We start from the raw sequence: 21,016 nt of genomic DNA on the forward strand, positions 1-21,016 counted from the left end.
CTCCTTCAGCGTTCCAAAATCACTCAACTATTTTTCCTTAGTTCAGAAAAATGTTTAATTTTTGGGGTCAATCTGGGAATGATCCGTATGAGCACAGCCCCGGTGTGGGATTATTCATCACTTCAAAAATAATGGCGTTAGAATCGTTGCTATAGACTGGGAGTAATTTCGACCAATCACGTTCTCAGGCTTGCTTAGATGCCCCATTGTTCAACGCTCATCCATCAAGAGGAGATAGCTCTGTCGTTGATTAGGCGGCAAGGTCCTTACGCTCTGTCTAACGTTCATTAGAGGCAGATGGATATAGCAGACGCTAGGAATGGCCGTCCCTCGCCAAGTTCCGTATAAGGGTAAAGTGACTCAAGATCGCCTTTCTCCTGCCATAAATTTTTGTCTATTCACTGCTTTTTTGTTTATTCACTGCTATTGATAACGGCCAAAATCTTGTGCAAGACTCAACCCCCACTGGAATAGATGTGATGCCAGGAGACATTACTTCTCCCACGCTGCAAGAGACTTCAAGCCATTCTCCAGAGGTGAGACAATCTAGCCAAGATCCGTCGGTCAAGCGAAAAAATCGGGCTCATCATTTGCTGGTCGTCAAGGAAGGAGATCATCAACAGACCATCGTTTTAGAAGCAGCAACCTATTCGGTGGGTCGTCATCCTGCCAATTCGATCGTGCTCAATGCGGGCACTGTATCCCGCCAGCATGCGCTGCTCCTTCGTATCCATGAACCTAAAACGGGCAACCACTTTTTTCGGATTATTGACGGCAATATTCAGGGTAGGCGCAGCCGCAATGGTCTTTGGATCAATGGTAAACGCCGATTTTCCCATGATCTAAAGGACCAGGAAGTGATTGCCTTTGGTGAAGATATTGAGGCCACCTATCACCTGGTCACAGGGACTACAGAGGACTACGAGGGGGATGAGCTGTTGGTGGCTCATGCCTCAGCGTCCTCGATCACCTCTACGCCAGCCACCCGGCCCCTGATCCCCTCTGATACAGAGTTACGTAATTTAGGAGAAGCGGCGCTGGTGCGGCTGTCTTCTTTTCCTGAGTTAATGCCTCATCCCATTATTGAAACAGACTTTAGTGGCAGTATTACCTATATCAATCCAGCTGCGGTCGCTCAGTTTCCAGATATTTTGGAGTCCAACCACCATCCACTTCTCCAAGGGTTTCTGACGGAAATCAAACAAGCTCACAATCAGTACTTTATTCGGGAAGTCCATGTTTGCGATCGCGTCTTTGAACAATCCATTCACTGTATGCCCGAAAGCCAGGTTATTCGCAGTTACTTAGTGGACATTACCCAACGCAAACGAGCGGAAGAAATCCTGAGAGAAAGTGAAGAACGATATGCAGCCGCAGCCAGAGGCGCTAACGATGGGCTTTGGGATTGGCATTTACGGTCCAATCAGGTGTACTATTCCCCCCGTTGGAAATCCATGATTGGCTATGAAGATGATGAGATTAGCGACCACTGTGAAGAATGGTTAGATCGGATTCATCCTGAGGATCGCGATCGTCTCAAGCAAGAATTATCCCTCCACCTGAACAATGAAACCGCTCACTTTCAGAGTGAGTTTCGCTTGCAGCATAAAAACGGTGAGTATCGTTGGTTTCGGAGTCGGGGAATGGCTCTCCGCGATCCAGACCATCAGCCTTACCGGATTGCAGGGTCCCAGACCGATATTACGGAATATTATTTGGCGAGAGAGCAGTTGGTCCATGATGCCCTGCATGACGCGCTCACCCATTTGCCCAATCGAATCCTATTTATGGATCGTCTGGCCCAGGCACTCAAACAATATCATCGGCATCCCCAGGAACAGTTTGCCATTTTATTTTTGGATCTGGACCGCTTTAAAATCATTAACGATAGTTTGGGGCATATGATTGGCGACCGCCTACTGATTGAGGTGAGTAAGCGGTTACAAACTTGTCTACGAGAAGAAGACACCGTGGCTCGCCTGGGTGGCGATGAATTCGTCATTTTGCTGAACACCATCCAAAATCGAGAGCATGTTGTCTTGACCGCTAAGCGAATTCAGCAACAGCTCAAGTTAGGATTTGTGATTGAAGGGCACGAAATTTTCACCGGCACCAGCATTGGGATTGCTCTGAGTGATACGGAGTATCAACATCCAGAGGAACTGCTAAGAGACGCAGATACGGCGATGTACCGGGCCAAAAACCTAGGCAAGAGTCGGTACGAGATTTTTAGCAGCAGCATGCGCTCTCAAGTTCTAGCCTTATCCCAGTTAGAAAATGATCTGCGACGAGCCATTGAACGGCAAGAGTTTCAGCTTTTTTATCAGCCCATTGTTTCTTTAGAGAGCCAAGCCCTGGTAGGGCTAGAGGCTTTAGTCCGTTGGCATCATCCTGAACGAGGTTTGATTCTCCCCTCTGAGTTTGTGCCCATGGCGGAAGAAGCCGGGCTGATTATCCCGTTAGGGTGGTGGGTTTTAGCAGAAGCCTGCCAGCAAATGCAGACTTGGCAAAAACACTACGATTTAGCTGCGAACCTCCAACTCAACGTCAATATTTCTAGTCGTCAATTTTCGCAACCCAATTTTGTCAAAAAGATTCACAGCATCTTAGCCGAAGCCAATCTGCCCTGCCCCCAATTAAAACTGGAGATTACGGAAGGGGTACTAATGGATCATGTCTCCGATGTGGCCGACAAACTGGAAGCCATTAAGACATTAGGCATCAAGCTGGGGATTGATGATTTTGGGACAGGCTATTCTTCGCTGAACTACTTAAATGCCTTCCCCGTAGACACATTAAAGATTGACCGCTCCTTTGTGAAACGGATGGATTCTGAAGAAGGCTTTGAAATCGTCAAAACTATCGTTACGCTAGCCCATAACTTGCATATGGATGTGGTAGCGGAAGGGGTTGAATCGCCTAAGCAGGCCCAGGAACTCACCCAAATGAATTGCGAATATGCTCAAGGCTATCTATTTGCGAAGCCTACCAACACTCAAGCAATGGAACAGTTTCTCCTGTCGTATACTCATTAGCCATCACTTTTCTAGAGACTGTAAATAGGGCTGAGGGTCATGGGCAACCCACCCTAAACTGGAACGATAGCGAACTTCAAAGCGCAGCGAGGCAGGTGCCACCGCACCGACGGTACCGAGTTGAGTCCCGGTTTGCACCGATTGACCTGCCTGGACACTGAGTTTACCTAAACGACCGTATCGCGTCTGCCGTCCTTGCGTATGACGAATAATCACGAGTTGACCGGACGGACCTCGCTTCCCCGCGAACACAACGGTTCCTGGACTGACGGCATAGACGGGGGTACCTGTACTAGCACCCAAGTCAACCCCACTGTAAAACTGCATTTTGCGCGTGTCAGGATTGAGCCGCCAACCATAGGTACCAATCACGGGAACGGGTTGGGGGAGCGGATAGCGATCCTGTCTATCCACCAATCGTGAGGGTTTAGCTGCATCCCCCACAGACCGCAGTGGTGCAATCCCTGTGGGTCGTGAATTAATGCTGGGCGACCAGCTCACCCCAGGGACAAAAGCAACCTTGGGCGATAACTGACAACCATTTAACTCAAACAAAACCTCCGTATTGACTTGATAGGCTCGCGCCACGGCCTTGAGGGTTTGTCCGGCAGGGATGGCGACGAAAATGCCGTTGTAGGGGGGGACAACAATATTAGCCCCTGTCCTGACATGTCCCTGTCGCAATTGGGGATTGATCCCTTTAAGAGTGGCGGACGTAACCCCATACCGTTGGGCAATACTGGCTAACGATTCTCCTGGCTGTGCCCGATGTCGAATTAAGCGAGATAGAACGGATGCCGGACAAAGCCGCTGGGGTTGAGGAGAAGACTGGGCATGAACTGCCAATATCCTGGCACCCAATGCCCAAGGTATGATTGCCAGCAGATGGCAAATGTTTGGTCTGACCATGATTCCCCGAGACTCCCAGGTTAGAGTGGAGTAGAAAACAACAATAGCGTTTTGATGCCGCCTAGTCCTACGATAATGCAGCGATCCCTTCAGCATCTAGTTTTTCCTCTCTTCGTTGGAGGTATCTTGCTCCAAACAGGATGTAATCGATCTTCCCAAACCACTCAAGATCCTCAAAAAGCACCTGAAATACCTGCTGCAGAAATTGCCAGTCGCTCTCAGATTAGCTCCAATTTAATTGTCAAAATGGTTGATCAAGTTGGGCCATCGGTGGTGCAAATTAATGCGGCACGCAACTCAAAGGCCCCATGGTCTGGCCCCTTTGAAGGCCCGGGTAGTCGGCGTGATCAGGGCACTGGCTCAGGATTTATCTTTGATGAAAAAGGCTTGATTCTCACCAATGCCCATGTGGTTGAGGATGCCGATGAAGTCACGGTTGTGCTCAAGGATGGTCAGCAGTTTCCGGGGACTGTGGAGGGAGCGGATCCACTCACCGACATTGCGGTGATCAAAATAGAGGCTCAGAAGTCTTTACCGGCTCTGACCCTTGGGGATTCGGATGCTCTACAAGCGGGGGATTGGGCGATCGCAATTGGCAATCCCTTGGGACTGAACAATACCGTAACGATGGGGATTATTAGCGCCACAGATCGGGCCAGTGCTAAACTGGGTGCCCCCGATCAGCGCGTTAACTTTATTCAAACCGATGCTGCCATCAATCCTGGTAATTCCGGTGGCCCCTTACTCAATCTTAAGGGAGAGGTGATTGGGATTAATACGGCCATTATTCGCGAGTCACAAGCTTCTGGTGTGGAGGCACAGGGGCTAGGGTTTGCCATTCCCGTCAAAATTGCCGCCCGGATTAGTCAGCAGATTCTCAAGGAGGGGCAAGTGGCCCACCCCTATTTGGGAATTCGCATGATCAGTATCTCGGAACAAACAAAGGAGCTGTTGCAAGAAGAGACCGACTTACAAGTTCAGCAAGATAAAGGTGTGCTAGTCGTCGATGTCGTTTCTGATTCCCCCGCAGCAGCGGCTGAGTTAAAACCGGGTGATGTGATTGTGCAAATTGGTAAAACTCAAATTGACAATACGGAGCAATTGCAACAGCTCCTCCAGTCCGTAACCCCTGGTGATCAGCTGTCGTTAACTATCATGCGCAAGAATCAGCAGCGTCAAGCCCAATTGAAGGTGGGGACGCTTAATCCTGATACCTTCTCTCGACGGTCTTAAACACTAGGGCGATGGATTTATTTGAGCAGCATCGTCAACAGCTACTAGAAACGGAAGCACCTCTCGCGGCACGTTTACGTCCCCGCACGTTGGATGAGTTTGTGGGTCAAGATGAGATTGTCGGTCCAGGACGTCTCTTACGACGGGCGATTCAAGCCGATCAGCTCTCGTCACTGATCTTCTATGGTCCTCCCGGTACGGGCAAAACCACCTTAGCCCAGATTATCGCCAACACCACTCAGGCCCATTTTCTGGCCCTTAATGCAGTCTTAGCGGGCATCAAGGATATCCGTTCATCCGTCGATGAAGCCCAAGATCGGCGGGGTCAGTATGGTCAGCGCACCATTCTATTTGTCGATGAGGTGCATCGATTTAATAAGGCCCAACAGGATGCCCTCTTGCCGTGGGTCGAAAATGGCACGGTCATTCTGATTGGGGCAACCACTGAAAATCCCTATTTTGAGGTCAATAAAGCGCTCGTCAGTCGATCGCGTATTTTTCAGTTGCGATCGCTCACCCCAGACGACCTAAAACAGGTGTTAGATCGGGCACTGCAAGACAAATATTTTGGCTATGGCGATACGGCCATCGAGCTGGAGGAGGCCGCCACCCACCACCTAATCAATGTAGCCAATGGTGATGCCCGAGCCTTGCTCAATGCTTTAGAACTTGCGATTGAAACCACCGAGCCGAACGACAATGGTGTCATTCCCATTACGCTAGCTGTCGCGGAAGCCTCGATTCAGCGGCGGGCCGTTCTCTACGACAAAGAGGGCGATGCCCATTTCGATACGATCAGCGCCTTTATTAAAAGCCTGCGTGGCTCCGATCCAGATGCCGCCCTCTACTGGCTTGCCCGCATGGTCTATGCCGGGGAAGATCCGCGCTTTATCTTTCGGCGGATGATTATTTTAGCCAGTGAAGATGTCGGGCTGGCGGATCCACAGGCGGTTGGCGTCGTCATAGCCTGTGCCCAAGCCTTTGATCGGGTGGGATTGCCGGAGGGCCAATACCCCCTCGCCCAAGCGGCCCTGTATCTATCGATGGCTCCTAAATCCAATAGCGTGTTGGCCTATTTTGATGCCTTAGGAGCCGTGGAAAAAGAACGAGAAGATGACGTTCCTAACCCCCTCAAGGACAGCAGTCGAGATCGTTATTCCTTTGGGCATGGGGCTAACTACAAATATCCCCATGCCTATCGCGACCATTGGGTGGCCCAGCAATATTTGCCAGACAGTCTGCAAGGACAGATTTTCTATCAACCGTCGGATCAGGGGGGAGAAGCTGTACTGCAAGACCAGATTGCCCGCCAGCGGGAGGCCCAGCTTTCAGGACTCTCAGAATCAAGTCACCAAGACACGGTGAGCTTTGGTCCCAAAGATTCAAAAAAGGAACGGTGGTTACAGCGAACCCTCAGCCAAACCGGAGACCATGCGGCTTGGGTGCGCGATCGCATCTTTAGTTTCACCCCAATTCAACGCCACCATGTGGTGCTGGAAGTCAACAGCCAGACGGGACTACTCACCTGGGAGGCCCTCCGACGAACCCCTGAAGGCAGTGTCTACACCCACGTTCCCACAGATAAAGTCGCTCAGACCCTAGACGCGCAAGCTAAAGCGCTTGCCGTCTTGCAACGACCGATCTTTTTAACCGGGCTGAGTTCAAACCTAGACAGTCTGATTCATAACCATACCCCTGATCTCCAGTTTGACTGGATTTTAGGTCGGAACGCCTTTGCTAGTCAGATGCATCAAACGGATCAGTCTGCTGAAGACTTTGCCCAGCAACTGATCCACCTTTTGAGGCCGCAGGGCCAGATGATTCTAGCCGAAACCCTACCTAAATATAGTCAACGAATTTGTGACTTGGTCAAGGCACAGGAGGTAAACAAGGCTTTATATCAGCGTTGGCAAGCGGCTGAAGCGACTTTATATCAAGATGATCCGGGCAATAGGCAACTTACTTGGGATGAATCCGATCTCAGAGCGGCGTTTACCGATATACCGATCACCATCAACCTAGAGCAGACTTCCATACGTCTCTATATCACCCCTAAGCTAATGGATCGATGGTTCGCTAAGCACGGTGAGCGCCCTTCCTATGGGCAACGATTAAGCCAGCATTGCTCAGCGAAGGATGTCCAACAAATCCAGGCTTTATTATCCCAAAAGCTACTGCATCAAACGATTCAGTGGCAAACTACGCTGGCCTTTGTCCATGTCCATCGTTCTTAAGCAACATCGTCGATGGCTTAGATTTGGCGCCATTACATAGGGGGTTGGACTTTTCGTAGCCAGGGCTGGGCCGCCAGACGACCATAAGTTGACCATCGCGTTAATTGGTATGTAATAATCATCGCAACCTGAACCCAGCAAATCTATGCGGCGTTGGCTTAAAAAACTATACGACCATCCCTTTCTCCCTGCCGTTGCTCCCCTGAATCAGACCCCCCAAGATCGTCAAATTGCCGAGCAATGGTCTGCGTGGATGAAACAGCAATGGCATGATTATGGTCTGAAGCACCTTAAACAGCAGCGCAACCTAATGACCGAGGTGCGGCAGGCCCTGAAAAAGCAGCTGGGAGAAGACCATGTGGCGGTAGAGGCCATGAATTTCTCGCGGGATGAGTGGATTGAAATTAATTTATCCATTAACGATCGGGTGGCCGCTCGCAATGAACAGCAAGGGCTAATCGAGCAGCCAGATGCTATTGTCGATCGCGCCAAGATGCTGCTTGATCATCGGGACTGGGCAGATATCGCCGCCGGGTTAGCCGTGTTGACGGGGCGTCGCTGTACGGAACTATTGCAAACTGCTGAATTTACCTATGAGTCAGCTTACAGTGTCTGGTTTACGGGAGCGCTTAAACGGCGCCAAGAAGCGAAGACCCTCCGCTTTGAAATCCCCACGTTAGCTCCTGCGAAACAAGCGATCGCAGCCCTCCATACCTTACGCAACCAAGTGGATACCGCTGGTTTGGACCTAGAAACCATTAACCGCAAGTACAGTCCTCCCGTGGCCAAAGCTTGCGATCGCTATTTTGCTGAACTGATTCCCCAACGAGCCGGTCGGGGCAACCTCTATACCCACCTTTTTCGGACGATCTATGCTCGTATTGCCACCCACTGGTATGCACCACCCACCGTCGCCGATGTTGAATATATGGCGGCCATTCAAGGGCATTTTTTGATCCAGAACGAGCAAGATCCCACCCTACGACGATCCTTAGCCTCTACCCGCCATTACAATGACTACAAAATTGGGGATGGCCAGGGCAATATCGATGGTCGTCAGGGGATTCGTCTCCAAGATCCAGGCGTTAAAGTATTACAAGTTTTCCAAAGTGCTGTCCCCCAACTTGAACCAGACCCCTCAATGGAACGGGAAGAACCACCCATGATCCGACCCCTTAAACGCAAACGCCAACCCCCCAAGCGAGATATTTCCACCTTAAGGCTCTACCAGGATGAACGCGATCGCTGGCTCCAAATGCTCGATCAGTTTGAACCGAACGGCACTCAGCAGGATAAGATGTCTGTTCTCTTGGCATGGATTGAGCAATCCTTACCGCAGGGCAAGACGACTCATGGAGAGGCTGATGACTTAGAACAGCTGGCTCGTCTATTTATTGAGCCGTTGCGTCCTCTTCGCGATCCAAAGGCGATTCATACCCTCTGCCAGCAGGAGGTTGCCGATCTCGACCAAGACTACTATCCAGAGGACTATTTACCCCTGTATCGAGATGCGATCGCAGACGCCATTCGCTCCGGTCAGCTGCCTCTGATTGATCACCAGACGGCAGAACGAACTAGCTATACCAAGGCAGGCGTTAACTATGAGCAGCGCACCCATTATGCTTTGCTGTTTTTTGAAACGCTAGAGCATGAGTTGGGCCTATCTGCTTCTGAGCCATCGGAAAAAATCATCTCATCTACAGATGAAAAGAGCACACCGAACCCTCCCGTTGCCGACCATCCGACAGCGTCAGTCTCGACAACGGACCAAAAATTAGATGCCCTTACCGATGCTCTGACTCAGCTTATACAAGTGATACAGCCAGAGCAGCCCCCTCAGCCTGCGAATCAAGAACCGGCCCAAAATAACGGCCACGCTTCTCCCCAACGTACCCAGGCTAAATCTCCAGATGCCCCCATCGCCTCTCCAACCCGGCGCTCAGATACCTCGAAGAAACCAGGTCGGCAACCGGGACAGACCTCCGCTGCTGCAGACGCAAAAATCACGCAGGCTATCGACGCAATGATGGACTACAACAATGTCCCGAATCGTTCTTTTGAAGAAAAATGGCGGATTAGCGCCTCTGTTCTTAAGCGGCTTACCAAGTCCTACCAAGGCGTGATTCAGCGGGTATTGGACACCCGAGAAGATGAAATTGAACAGCATCACCAGACCCATGGATTGAGTTCCCGCCACAATATTCGTCATGGTCGCGCCGGGGTCACGATTGATCAGGTGATTCAGCTCACTGAGTAACGTAGCGCTCTTCTACAATAAGCTCCGTTCGATTGAGAATTCCGTTAAGCTGACAAAAGTCTTCTCTCCCTCTAATTTCGTCCCGATGTTAGTCCGCTTCCTACCCTTCGCCCACCCCCATGAGTGAGTCCAATGCTTTAGTGATTGGAGCGAGCCAAGGGATTGGTTTAGGGTTTGTCCAGCATTTGCTACAACGGCCCCAAATCCAGACCATCTATGCCACCTATCGTGCTCAAGCGTCAGCAGCAGAACTGTTCGCGCTGGCCGCCAACCATCCAGAGCGGGTGTGTTGCCTCTCGGTGGATGTTACCCAAGAAGAGCAAATTGCAGCCTGTTGTGAGCAGATTCAGGCTGATCGGCTGCATTGGGTCATCAATAGTGTGGGGATTCTGCATGAAGGAGAACTGCAGCCTGAAAAGGGACTGCGGCAGCTGAATGCCGAGTCGTTAACGCGATATTTCCAGGTCAACAGCATTGGGGCCGCCCTATGGGCAAAGCATTTATTACCGTTGTTAAAACACGAAGAGCGCAGTATCTTGGCGACGATTTCTGCCAAGATTGGCAGTATTGGCGATAACCATTTAGGAGGCTGGTATGGGTATCGGGCTTCAAAGGCAGCGCTGAATATGTTGATGCGTACAGCAGCGATTGAGTATCGTCGTCGTAGCCCCCAAACTATTGTGGTAACGCTCCATCCAGGCACAACGGACACAAAGCTTTCCAAACCGTTTCAGCGAAATGTCCCACCGGAAAAGCTGTTTTCTGTGGATCGGACGGTAACTCAGCTATTGGCCGTTTTGGATGGGGTAGGGAAAGCGGATAGCGGTCAGTTCTTTTCTTGGGATGGTAGCCTGTTGCCTTGGTAGGTGTGGATTGCAAGTGTTGATTGAGGACACAGGAGGTCATACCTGAATTCTGAGCGGGAAGTGATTCCTTCATTCAACAGGGTAACTTTTGAAACAGATCAGCGACAGGCATCTTGAATCCTAAAATCACGTCTTCCCCTTCCAGAAAGTCATTGCGTTTGAGTAACCGATCCGGTTCTTGAGCCGTCCGATAGACCAATGCATACTGCTCATCTGGATGAATTACCCATACTAAGCGGGAACCACTTTCGAAGTATTCCACCAGCTTGTCGTGAATTTCTTCAACGGTATTTCCCGGTGAGAGAACTTCCACGGCTAGATCTGGCGCACCTGACCACAAGCCAGTCGGTAGCTCTTTGAATCCCTGTAAACGCTCTTTGGCAAAAAATGAACTATCAGGCGATCGCTTGTTGCCACTTTTGAGTTTAAAGGCGGTGCTGGAATCGAGGACAACCCCTAACTTCTCGGCTAAGACGTAGTTCATCAAAGCAGCCACCAGCAGACTACAAATATAGCCATGCCTGGCCCCAGAATTTCCCACTTCCACCAACTCTCCATTAACGATTTCGTAGCGATGCCCATCGGGTAAGGCCATAAACGCCTCGTCTGTCCAAATTTTGGAGCTTGAAGCAAATGGATTTTCGACTAATGTGTCTGGTGTCAGAGCAGACATAGTCCTTGTTCTAATAATTGAACACTTACTTGAAGCAGCTGTAGGGGATGTAGCTATCTAATGCCGAGAACAATACGGTACAAAGCAACTGGAAAGTTAGAGGTTATCCCCTGAATAAGCCAGCTCACCCTCATTCGAGCATAGGCGATTTAAACTCAAAAGACGACGACATTTGAAATGAGTACCCCCATACAAATCAGTTGATTGAGGACAAGATTTTATACCTAAAATAACGAGATTGCACCTATAAATTAGGGGAGCGATCGCAAAACGTCTCACCTAATCCCACCAGAACCCCACAGCCATATTCCGCTCTAGATAATCAACCAAGTCTTCTACGGTTTGCTCGTCCATTGCTTCTGCATAATCTTCCATCGTGGCCCCTTCCCCTAAGGGTGGTCCCACATATCCCTGATCCATCAAGTCAGGACAAAAGTCATAAACGTCCTCTGCAAAGGCTAATCGGTTTTCAGGCAGGGTTTTGAAGGCCAATTCTAGGGTGTCTCCTCCTCCACCCATAATTTCAAAGTCGCAGAGCTTTTCCCAGGCGCGCAGCTTATCGATAATATCGGCGTTACTCAGTTCGTAGTTCCCGGCAGCAGTACCGAAAAATTGGACGATTTGGTAATGGTCTTCCAGTTTGACCACACCAATCAAAGATCGTTCGGCTGAGTTACCCAATGCTGCTTCAAAGTCTTCTTTAAGAAGTTGCTCTCGTCGTTGATAGTCCAGCGTGATTGACATGTAGCCTTTGGGGAGTTTGGATCTCAGTCTGAGGACTACTGAAATAGCGTCAGGGGTATCTACTTCAAAGAAAATGCCATCAAGCTGCAATTTAATAAAGCGATCGCCACCTGTTCTCTCTAGCTCAACGTTGCGTTGGATCTGAACGGTAGCAGGTAAGGTTTGTTCAGGTTGAGCTGATTCTTCTTCATACCAGTATTGAACTAGCTCCAGCTTCCTCAAAAGCGTAGGAGATTCAGCATTAATAATTGAGAAGACCTCAGGCTCAAAATCAACCTGGGCTGCAATTTCCTGTATTTGTTCAGGGGATAAAGCCATGGCTATATTTGACACTCACAGAGTAGTGGCTACTTCTATAAAACCCATTTTGAACCTGATTGTGAGGTCACCTCTAAAAACAGCCTATTGAACTTGCAATTGTGTAGGCTGAGTCTTAGCCAGCCGATATCTCAGTTTTAGGCTCTTGAGAGTCGACCAGCTCTATCTGAAGACGTTTACCAAGAACTGCGGCAGCACGATCCATCGTTTTAAGGGTGACGGATGTGTTGCTGGAATCAAGCAGCCGATCCAGTGAAGATCTACTCGTATTCATGGAAGCTGCCATCTTGGATTTGCTCAGCCCTTTGGCATTCATTTCTTGGAGAATCTGCCATGCCAGCACTCGCTTAAGAGCCACAGCATTTACCTCAGCTAGGACTCCATCTTCTTCTAGAAAATTATCTAGAGAAGAACCGATATGTGGATTACTGGTCATCTCTTTGCCTCTAGGATACTTTTTCGTTTCAGTGCCAGATCTAGCTCTTTTTTTGGGGTTTTCTGAGCCTTTTTGATAAGTCCATGCAGTAAAATCATGCGATTCTCAAAAATGCAGAAGAGAACTCTTGCAATCTTGCCATTAGGAATGGTTAGACCGAACTTCATAGAGTCCTTTTCCCATCGGACGACAGGTGGGCATGCCAATAGGCCATCCATACTCAACCGTTTTTATATCGGTACCTACTATCTTTCTCTCTAATGGTTCAAGCTGCTTAAGCCACTCTCGGACAGGCTCATTATTACCTTCGCTTCAATAAAAACTAGCAGGTACACGCTTTACACTCATATGGCACTATTGTACCTTTTTTGGTGCAAAGAACCACAAGGCAATTTTGCATATATCCCAGAGCGCCTGATAATTACCCTTTATTTTTGATATACCAATCCTCAATTTCACCATCAAGAGCCATTGTTCCTATTTCAATGATTGCTGCTTGTCTTTCAAAATGAAAAACTCCATATAAATATTGAGCAGGAATAACTAGAAAAGGAAGTGCACCATCAGGCAATTTAGTTTTAGGTAATATGTATAACATTCCGATACGAGCTTGGGTGTCTATTCGGAATTCATGGATGGCAATTTTACCTGTATCGTCAATCGGGAATGTAATCCCATGAGCGATCAACCCAAGTTGAATATCTTTATCAATGTCAGACTTCAATTTCATAAAAATATTAGAGACCAACAGTAATATAGAATCACCTCAAATTAAGTCAGCCACTATCCAGTAATCGAAATTACGTTGCGAGTAATATTCAAAACTTCAGCTCTCTACCTCACATCATAGCTTGCCCCCAATGCTAGGAAGTAGCTACCGTCAGTCGTCTGAAACAATCAACCAAACTGAATTCGCTGCAAGACCCTTAATAGTGGTCGGGTATCCTAAGTAAAAAAGCATTTATGACAGTGTCGTCCTTGTCGATGTCCGGGGTTTCCGGCCAAGAGATCTATCGCCGCTTAGCCAAAAATATCCAAACCGTAGTCAAAGGACAGAAGCCTGCCATCCGCAAATTATTGGCAGCCTTTTTTAGTGGCGGCCATGTGTTGCTAGAGGACTATCCCGGTACAGGTAAGACCACCCTCGCCAAAGCCCTTGCCCTATCCGTTGATATTGAATTTAAGCGAATTCAATTTACCCCTGACTTGTTGCCCTCCGATATATTGGGGGTTTCGATTCTCAATCCCAAAGACCAAACCTTTGAATTTCACCAGGGTCCTATCTTTGCCCATCTGATTCTGGCCGATGAAATTAATCGGGCCTCTCCCCGTACCCAGTCGGCCCTCCTAGAAGCAATGGCCGAGTCTCAGGTCAGCATCGATGGTCAGCAGATGAAACTGCATGATCCCTTCTTTGTGATTGCCACCCAAAACCCCATTGATTCCCAGGGCACCTACCCCTTACCCGAAGCCCAGATGGACCGTTTCTCCATCCAGTTTGGCTTGGGGTATATCTCCGCCGAAGAAGAAGTCGAAATTTTATCCAACCAAATGCAGGCTCACCCGATTGACCAGTTGCAACCCTGCCTGTCTCTCGAAGATGTGTTTACCCTCAAGCAAGCGGTCAAGCGGATTACCGTTAGCGAAGATCTCAAGCAATACGTCGTCAATATCGTCAATGCCACCCGGCAAGCAGAGGAAGTTCAGCTTGGAGCCAGTCCCCGTGGTTCCATTGCCTTAATGAAGATTGCTCAAGCCCTAGCCCTGTTTGATGGCACCCCTGCCCTTCGCCCCAAGCATATTCAAGAGGCTGCTGTTTCCGTCTTGGCTCACCGCCTAGTGATGGATCCGCAAGCGAAATTTGCTGGTAAAACAGCAGAACAGGTGGTGATGGACATCATGAGGCGGCTTCCCGTTCCGGCATAACCCATGGTGGTATTAGACACTCAAACTGATTGCTCCGAGGGGCAAACCATTTATCGTCACTTAGCAGGAAATATCCAGCAGGTGATTAAGGGTCAGGACGCGGCCATTCGCAAGTTACTGGCGGCCTTTTTTAGTGGCGGCCATGTATTGCTGGAAGACTATCCGGGCACGGGCAAAACCACCCTCGCCAAGACTCTGGCCTATTCCGTCGATATTGCCTTTAAGCGGATTCAGTTTACCCCGGATTTACTGCCCTCCGACATTTTGGGGGTTTCGATTCTTAATCCAAAGGACCAGACCTTTCAGTTTCACGAAGGCCCAATTTTTGCCAATCTGATTCTGGCCGATGAAATTAACCGGGCCTCTCCCCGCACCCAATCGGCCCTTCTAGAAGCGATGGCCGAATCCCAAGTTACAACTGACGGTCAGCAACGAACGCTTCGCGATCCTTTTTTTGTGATTGCCACCCAAAATCCCGTGGACTTTCAGGGCACCTATCCTCTTCCAGAAGCCCAAATGGATCGGTTTGCTTTGCAGTTCAGTCTGGGGTTTGTGTCTCCCGCTGATGAAATTGCCATTCTCACCCAGCAACTGGAAGAACATCCCATCCAGCGGGTGCAGCCCTGCATTTCCCTAGAAGAGATTTTTACCCTGAAGCAGGCGGTAAAACAGGTGCGGGTCAGTCGAGAACTGAAGCGTTATATCGTCGATATCGTCGCCGCCACTCGGCAGTTGCCAGAAGTCCAACTGGGGGCCAGCCCTCGCGGATCGATCACCTTAATGAAAGTGGCCCAAGCCTTAGCCCTATTCGATGGCTATGAGTATGTCACTCCAGACCATATTCAGGAAATTGCTGGGGATGTTCTGGCCCATCGGCTAGTGATGTCCCCTCAAGCCTGCTTTGCAGAGCAAACCGCTCAGGACTGTATTGACCGTATTCTCACCAGTATTCCGGTGCCTGCCTAAGTTATGGATCGCTTTATTTATCGCTGTCTCCGATTGACTTATATCACCCGCAAATGGCTGGTGCAGCAATTTACCCCTGCGGGTTTAGGGGTATTGGCGGGCGGTATTGGCAGTGCGCTGATCAGTCTCGGATCCACCCGCAGCATGTGTCATGTTCTGTTCTTCTTTGCCTTGGCTCTGCTGCTCTTAGCAACTATTGGCAGCCGGTTGATTCAGTTTCGGTTTAAGGCCACCCGCCTGCTGCCCCGCTTTGGCACCGTGGGTGAACCGCTGCCCTACCAGGTGGTGATTCAGAATCTCTCTCCCCAACCTCAGAAGGGATTAAAGCTGGTGGAGACCTTTGCCACCCCCTTTCCCAGCTTCCGGGAGTTTATTCAGATTAAGCGCCGCTATCCCGTCGGCAACCAATGGCGACCCCATTGGCGACGCTACCTAGCCAAGCAGCAGTGGGCCACCGCTCACCTTCAGGATCTACCCACCCTCTCCACCAAAGGCAAAACCAAAGCCAGGGTGGAAATTCTCCCCTTGCGACGGGGTAGCTTGCAGCTCGAAACCATCACCCTCGCTTGCCCTGATCCTCTGGGCTTAATTTATAAACGCCACACTTACGATGTCGGCCAATCGATTTGTATTTTGCCCCAGCGCTATCAGCTCTCTCCCCTTAACCTTTCCCAAGCCAGTCGCTACCAAGCCAGTGAAACCCTACGCACATCCACCGCTGGAGAAGCCTTGGAATTCCGATCTCTACGGGATTATCGAGCCGGAGACCCGACTAATAAAATTCACTGGAAAAGCTGGGCCAAAGTCGGTCGCCCCATCGTCAAAGAACAACAGGATGAGACCGCTATCCACCATGCCTTAATTCTGGACACCTTTCAGACTGAACCCCACAGCACCACCTTTGAAGAAGCCATTGCAGTGGCCATTTCTTTTTTGATGCAAGAACAGCCGGAAGCGTCTCTACTGGATATCATTTATGCTGGTCCAGATCCTCGATTGGTGACCGTGGGCAAAGGGTTGCGCCAACGAGCACAAATCATTGAAACGGTTGCCACCCTTAATCCCAACCCCCATCGAGAACTGGATTGTCTGAATCCAATCATTCAATCTCGCTTATCCCGATTGAGTGGCTGCTTCTGTATCCTGCTGGGCTTTGATGACACTCGCTATGCCTTTCTAAAAATGCTCAGTCAGTTTGGTATTCCCATAAAAGCCCTTTGCCTATCTGACCTCAGCTTTCATATGGACCCCCAGTTCCAGGAATATTTCGGCCCCCAGTGTCAGCTGCACTCCGGGACAATTTTCAATTTGCAACAGGAGTTATTGGCCCTATGAAGCAATCGACTCCAACCCTCTGTAGTCTTTCGCTCTGCTTTTGGGGCTATCAAACCGGAGCCTGGATCATCGCGATTCCCATGGCCCTCGCCCTGGAAGCCAGGGAAATGGTCAAACAACGCTGGTCCCTCACCCTCACTAATCTCAAGCAACTTCAGGTTATCGCCCTTTTCCTATGGTTGCTAGCGGTCTTCTTTCTGCCCCCTGTGTCTCCCGAGGCCATCCCTTACGCCGCTCGATATCACCTGATCAAGTGTTTGCCCGTTGGCTTATTCCCCTTTGTCCTGGCTCAAACCTACTGTCGGAATTTCGTCTCGGTCTATCGCCAGTATCTGGGGGCTATGGCCCAGTCTTGGAAAACGGTTAATTGGTATTACCCCTACTTTGGCGTTTGTCTGTTCGCTGCCAGTGCCACCGGCGGTAACCTGTTCGTCTTTCTGGCGATCACTGCCCTACTGATTGCTCTTTTCTTGGGCACCGTCCGTTGGCCTGTTAATCGCAAACTGGCTCTACGTTTTTCTCAGTCTACTTTTTACGGTTTGATTGTCCTGGCATTGGTGTTGAGTCTAATTGGCACCCATCAGTTCTACTGGTTACAAGCCAATGTTCGGCTCCCTGGCCCCGCCGTTTTTGGTGAGTTTTTTCAGAAAATGGCTCGCACCTGGCCCGATGATAAGGGGAGAACTTTCCAGGAGGATATGGATCGCTTACTGGAGGACATGGAGCTAGAAACTGATACAGTCGTTAGCTCCAAAAACCGAAATGGCAATCAAACGTCCAATACGCCTGACTTACCCAACCATTCGAACAGCGACTCGTCACCTTCAAGTTCCTCAACACCCGAAACGCCTAGTCACTCTAACGACAACAACCCATCAACCTCAGATGGTTCAACTCAGGAGGAGTCTGAAGAAGACTCGCCTTCTACATCACCTGGGCAAGAGACTGTAGAAAACTCGTCCTCCACGCCTGAGCAAGAATCTGATTCTGGTGTCATTCAGTCCAACGATGACACAAGTACTTCAGATATCCCTGATAGTACTCCAGATATTCCCGATCCAAGTCCTTCGCTACCCCCTGAAACGTCTCAACTCCCTAATATTTCAGCGCCACCTTCAAACAGCGGACAAGACCGCAAAAATCCAGGGAAGATAAGACCTCCTAGCCAGCCAACTAAACCGGGTCGAAAGGGTGGGCAATCTGTCCCTAGCCTAGTGCAGCGATCAGGCGGCATTGTTGATCCTGAAAAAGCCCAGACTCAAATTGGTAATATTGGCTCTCTGCAACGTTCCAATGCCATTTTGTTTCGGGTTGCGCCAAATGCCAATCGCCCCAAACCCCAATTCCCGCTGTATATTCGAGAAGCCACCTATAACCAATACCAGTCAGGCACCTGGAATGCCGTCAAATCCAAATTTTCGGCTAAACGCCCACAGTCCCGACAGAGCTGGCGATTGGGTACCCAAACGAAACAAACAACCTCAGTTCGTATTTCATCGGACTTACTGCGAAAAGACGAAATCCTCAAACTGCCCCTAGGAACTTCTGAAGTTAACCAGCTTCAGGTTAAAACCCTAAAAGAAAACCAGTACGGGACGGTTGCTATCCAGGGAAAACCCGGTCCCCTTGCCTATACGGTGCAGTATGACCCCACACAATCTGCAGACAGTCCACCCACCGCTTTTGATAAAGCCGTTCCGGCTATTGAAAAGCGGACGCTCAGAAAGATTACCAATTCCCTGGATCTGAACGGTAAATCTGATTCAGAAAAGGTTGAAGCCATTTCCACCTTCTTTAAAAAGCAGGGATTTAAGTACTCCCTCGATCTGCCAACCCCCAAGAATAACAAAACACCGATCGCAGCTTTTTTGTTAGACCATCGGTCCGGCCACTGTGAATACTATGCATCGGCTACCTCGCTTTTGCTGAGGGCGGCAGGTGTCCCCACCCGTTATGCCGTGGGCTATACCGCCCATGAATACAGTCCTGCGGAACAACAGTATATTGTCCGAGTGAAAGATGCCCATGCCTGGGTCTTAGCCTATGTAGACAATACTTGGGTCAAAGTCGAAACCACTCCAGGGGGCGGGATGACCACTGAAGGCGACACCTCGACGGCTCAAAGTGAAAATGCCCAAGGGGATAATACCCGATCCCAAGACGGATCCTCACAGCAAGATGGCGCTCCAACGCAAGATGGTTCTCGGGATGGCAATTCTGGCACCTTCTCCGAAGATGGCAATGCTAACCAGAATGGCACCTCATCTGAAGACGGCTCATTCACTGGGGAGAAGAACCAACCACCCTCTAAGTCTTTCTTCGAAAAATTGTCTGAAGCCTGGTCTGAGCTGATGGCTCTGCTTTCTGACAATTCGGAGACTTTGGCTTGGGCCGGTTCAATGATTGTTTTGGGACTGGTGATCGTTTTTGGATCAATTTATTTAATCTGGCGAATGATCCGCAAGAAGCTCTCTCGGCGCACAAAGAGCCGGAGAGGGCAGGGGGCAGAACGCATCCGTAAACCAACTTCGGATGGACTGGATTCTGAGTTTTACCAGATTGAAAAACGCTTAAGCGATTGGGGGCTTGCACGGCTTTCTTCAGAAACGGTCCGCAAATGGTTGGGACGACTAGAACAGGAACTACCTGCTTCTTACATGAGCGAGTTAGACCCAATTATTGATTTGCATTACCGCTATCGTTTTGACCCCCAAGGTCTCACTGACGAAGAAAGAGAAAAGTTGAAACTCATGATCCAATCTTGGCTAAGTGAATTCAAGCAGCTGCCTGTACGAGGGACTCGCTCAACCACAAAGCGTTGATGAGTGAACTATTATAAGACCGCTTCAGATGACTAAACGAAAATCTGATACCAAAATTCTTGCCTACCAAATTTCTTTACCCCCTACTACATCTCCAGGATTTTCAGTGCTTTCAAATTACCTCTGGTGAACTTAAAACAGTCCCGAGGTTTACTTGTTGTGTTGTGAATGTTCACTCGCTTTCAGAAAAGGGAATTCTGAATACACAACGAATTCCTTATGGTTTACGGGTCATTCATTGGTAGCTTTTTCGCCTTTACCAGACTCAAAACCTACTGACCTGAACTAGGAGTGCAACCAATGAGCTATAAAATTATCCAACCCTTCAGCCTGGCAGACGGAATTGGTCTTAACCAGGTACGCAATGAAATTGACACGGTGCTGAATGAAGGCGTTAAAACGATCCTATTAGATTTGCAAGATGTCACCTTTATCAATAGTTCGGCAATTGGTGCTTTAGTCGCAATGCATAAAGCAGTGCATGGTAGAAGTGGCAAGCTATCTATCTGTTCTATGAGAACGCAGGTTAGTCTTGTGTTGAAATTATCCAGAATGGACCAAATTTTCGATATTTTTGCAAACAAGGAAGAATTTCAGCAAAAAAATGAGACCTCTGTCATTTAGCTTCCTAGCATAAATTCAGGTTACATATTCTATAGCAGAACTAGAGGGATGCTCAAAAAGCACTAGCCAGAGCAAACATCCTGCAGGTCAGTCACCTTCAATCTTAAGGGACTAAATCAGGGCATCCTAGCCTGTGCCAGAAACATGAACCCGATCTTTTACAAATTGGGGCTGGCCCCAAATCACTTGTTCATGTTTATAAATCACCATCCCTGGTTTGGCCCCTTTGGGCTGATACACTTTTTAGATTCGGTATAGACTACAGAAACTGGATGACTCTACCGAGCCCGACTATAGTAGGCTGCCATATTCGCTACAAATTACATATCCTCAGGTTCAGGCACAGCCCCCTCAAGAGTATATGGCTACCCGGAATCTCCTGAGTATGAAACCGTAAATCGTAGGTGGCGGCTGTCCGAAACGTTAGCAGATCATTTTGGCGATTATTGCGACCAACCAGTAGTGATCTATGTAGAAGAGACTTGTACGGGTAGAACAGGATTTTAGACGGTGCCTCCTTGCAATACTCTAGCTTTAGAAACACGACTTGGAATGTTACCGCTGGAGAAAAATAGGACCCATGAGATCGCACAGAGTTAAGTAGGCATCATCCCCTCCAATACTTGCTCTAACGATTG

General features: G+C 49.2%; 15 protein-coding genes and 2 pseudogenes. 10 read left to right on the top strand and 7 right to left on the bottom strand.

Going from position 1 to position 21,016, the window contains the following annotated elements; genetic code table 11:
• Positions 1-446: 446 nt before the first annotated feature.
• Positions 447-3,035, top strand: a complete 2,589-nt coding sequence (locus Q0986_RS20510; RefSeq protein WP_299415042.1) for an EAL domain-containing protein — start codon at positions 447-449, stop codon at positions 3,033-3,035.
• Between the two features lie 3 nt (positions 3,036-3,038).
• On the opposite strand, the gene Q0986_RS20515 is transcribed toward Q0986_RS20510, so the two are convergent.
• Positions 3,039-3,944, bottom strand: coding sequence for a M23 family metallopeptidase (locus tag Q0986_RS20515; protein WP_299415045.1), 906 nt, complete (start codon positions 3,942-3,944; stop codon positions 3,039-3,041).
• Positions 3,945-4,070: 126 nt separating this feature from the next.
• On the opposite strand from Q0986_RS20515, the gene Q0986_RS20520 reads away from it, so the two are divergent.
• The 4 genes from Q0986_RS20520 (at position 4,071) to Q0986_RS20535 (ending at position 10,534) form a co-directional block, all read left to right on the top strand.
• Positions 4,071-5,177: a trypsin-like peptidase domain-containing protein gene (locus tag Q0986_RS20520; RefSeq protein WP_299415047.1), complete on the top strand. Its 1,107-nt coding sequence runs from the start codon at positions 4,071-4,073 to the stop codon at positions 5,175-5,177.
• An 11-nt stretch (positions 5,178-5,188) separates the two neighbouring features.
• On the top strand, positions 5,189-7,411 hold the full coding sequence (locus Q0986_RS20525) for an AAA family ATPase (RefSeq protein ID WP_299415049.1): 2,223 nt from the start codon (positions 5,189-5,191) through the stop codon (positions 7,409-7,411).
• A gap of 145 nt (positions 7,412-7,556) precedes the next feature.
• Positions 7,557-9,668, top strand: coding sequence for a protelomerase family protein (locus tag Q0986_RS20530; protein ID WP_299415051.1), 2,112 nt, complete (start codon positions 7,557-7,559; stop codon positions 9,666-9,668).
• A 119-nt stretch (positions 9,669-9,787) separates the two neighbouring features.
• Positions 9,788-10,534: an SDR family NAD(P)-dependent oxidoreductase gene (locus Q0986_RS20535; protein WP_299415053.1), complete on the top strand. Its 747-nt coding sequence runs from the start codon at positions 9,788-9,790 to the stop codon at positions 10,532-10,534.
• 73 nt (positions 10,535-10,607) lie between these two features.
• On the opposite strand, the gene Q0986_RS20540 is transcribed toward Q0986_RS20535, so the two are convergent.
• From Q0986_RS20540 to Q0986_RS20555, 5 genes and pseudogenes are all read right to left on the bottom strand, one after another.
• Positions 10,608-11,207 carry a Uma2 family endonuclease gene (locus Q0986_RS20540; protein ID WP_299415055.1) on the bottom strand — a complete coding sequence of 200 codons (600 nt, stop codon included), beginning with the start codon at positions 11,205-11,207 and terminating at the stop codon, positions 10,608-10,610.
• Positions 11,208-11,486: 279 nt separating this feature from the next.
• Positions 11,487-12,269, bottom strand: coding sequence for a DUF4253 domain-containing protein (locus Q0986_RS20545; protein ID WP_299415057.1), 783 nt, complete (start codon positions 12,267-12,269; stop codon positions 11,487-11,489).
• Positions 12,270-12,384: 115 nt separating this feature from the next.
• Complete coding sequence (locus tag Q0986_RS20550; RefSeq protein WP_299415059.1) at positions 12,385-12,705, bottom strand: Fis family transcriptional regulator; 321 nt, start codon at positions 12,703-12,705, stop codon at positions 12,385-12,387.
• Positions 12,702-13,053, bottom strand: a pseudogene (locus Q0986_RS23090) (type II toxin-antitoxin system RelE/ParE family toxin). The gene Q0986_RS20550 and the pseudogene Q0986_RS23090 overlap by 4 nt, the downstream one beginning before the upstream one ends.
• A gap of 73 nt (positions 13,054-13,126) precedes the next feature.
• Complete coding sequence (locus Q0986_RS20555; protein WP_299415061.1) at positions 13,127-13,435, bottom strand: hypothetical protein; 309 nt, start codon at positions 13,433-13,435, stop codon at positions 13,127-13,129.
• Positions 13,436-13,668: 233 nt separating this feature from the next.
• Here Q0986_RS20555 and Q0986_RS20560 point away from each other — a divergent pair, with 233 nt between their 5' ends.
• The 5 genes from Q0986_RS20560 (at position 13,669) to Q0986_RS20580 (ending at position 20,378) form a co-directional block, all read left to right on the top strand.
• The gene (locus tag Q0986_RS20560; protein WP_299415063.1) at positions 13,669-14,631 is read left to right on the top strand and encodes a MoxR family ATPase; all 963 of its coding nucleotides are present in this window, start codon (positions 13,669-13,671) and stop codon (positions 14,629-14,631) included.
• Between the two features lie 3 nt (positions 14,632-14,634).
• On the top strand, positions 14,635-15,597 hold the full coding sequence (locus Q0986_RS20565) for a MoxR family ATPase (protein ID WP_299415065.1): 963 nt from the start codon (positions 14,635-14,637) through the stop codon (positions 15,595-15,597).
• A 3-nt stretch (positions 15,598-15,600) separates the two neighbouring features.
• Complete coding sequence (locus tag Q0986_RS20570; protein WP_299415067.1) at positions 15,601-16,932, top strand: DUF58 domain-containing protein; 1,332 nt, start codon at positions 15,601-15,603, stop codon at positions 16,930-16,932.
• Positions 16,929-19,754 carry a transglutaminaseTgpA domain-containing protein gene (locus Q0986_RS20575; RefSeq protein WP_299415069.1) on the top strand — a complete coding sequence of 942 codons (2,826 nt, stop codon included), beginning with the start codon at positions 16,929-16,931 and terminating at the stop codon, positions 19,752-19,754. The genes Q0986_RS20570 and Q0986_RS20575 overlap by 4 nt, the downstream gene beginning before the upstream one ends.
• 300 nt (positions 19,755-20,054) lie before the next feature.
• Positions 20,055-20,378 carry an STAS domain-containing protein gene (locus Q0986_RS20580; protein WP_299415071.1) on the top strand — a complete coding sequence of 108 codons (324 nt, stop codon included), beginning with the start codon at positions 20,055-20,057 and terminating at the stop codon, positions 20,376-20,378.
• 126 nt (positions 20,379-20,504) lie between these two features.
• Here the strand turns inward: Q0986_RS20580 and Q0986_RS20585 are convergent.
• A pseudogene (locus tag Q0986_RS20585) lies at positions 20,505-20,841 on the bottom strand (hypothetical protein); the annotation flags it as partial.
• Positions 20,842-21,016 lie beyond the last annotated feature (175 nt).

The sequence above is a fragment of the Acaryochloris sp. IP29b_bin.148 genome, assembly GCF_028285565.1.
Classification (GTDB): Bacteria; Cyanobacteriota; Cyanobacteriia; order Thermosynechococcales; family Thermosynechococcaceae; genus Acaryochloris.

Bases quoted from the DNA above. Each gene is read 5' to 3' on its own strand.
- Q0986_RS20555 (WP_299415061.1), bottom strand. From the start codon at position 13,435: ATGAAATTGAAGTCTGACATTGATAAAGATATTCAACTTGGGTTGATC.
- Q0986_RS20560 (WP_299415063.1), top strand. From the start codon at position 13,669: ATGACAGTGTCGTCCTTGTCGATGTCCGGGGTTTCCGGCCAAGAGATC.
- Q0986_RS20515 (WP_299415045.1), bottom strand. From the start codon at position 3,944: ATGGTCAGACCAAACATTTGCCATCTGCTGGCAATCATACCTTGGGCA.
- Q0986_RS20530 (WP_299415051.1), top strand. From the start codon at position 7,557: ATGCGGCGTTGGCTTAAAAAACTATACGACCATCCCTTTCTCCCTGCC.
- Q0986_RS20580 (WP_299415071.1), top strand. From the start codon at position 20,055: ATGAGCTATAAAATTATCCAACCCTTCAGCCTGGCAGACGGAATTGGT.
- Q0986_RS20570 (WP_299415067.1), top strand. From the start codon at position 15,601: ATGGATCGCTTTATTTATCGCTGTCTCCGATTGACTTATATCACCCGC.
- Q0986_RS20550 (WP_299415059.1), bottom strand. From the start codon at position 12,705: ATGACCAGTAATCCACATATCGGTTCTTCTCTAGATAATTTTCTAGAA.
- Q0986_RS20535 (WP_299415053.1), top strand. From the start codon at position 9,788: ATGAGTGAGTCCAATGCTTTAGTGATTGGAGCGAGCCAAGGGATTGGT.
- Q0986_RS20525 (WP_299415049.1), top strand. From the start codon at position 5,189: ATGGATTTATTTGAGCAGCATCGTCAACAGCTACTAGAAACGGAAGCA.
- Q0986_RS20545 (WP_299415057.1), bottom strand. From the start codon at position 12,269: ATGGCTTTATCCCCTGAACAAATACAGGAAATTGCAGCCCAGGTTGAT.
- Q0986_RS20565 (WP_299415065.1), top strand. From the start codon at position 14,635: ATGGTGGTATTAGACACTCAAACTGATTGCTCCGAGGGGCAAACCATT.
- Q0986_RS20575 (WP_299415069.1), top strand. From the start codon at position 16,929: ATGAAGCAATCGACTCCAACCCTCTGTAGTCTTTCGCTCTGCTTTTGG.
- Q0986_RS20540 (WP_299415055.1), bottom strand. From the start codon at position 11,207: ATGTCTGCTCTGACACCAGACACATTAGTCGAAAATCCATTTGCTTCA.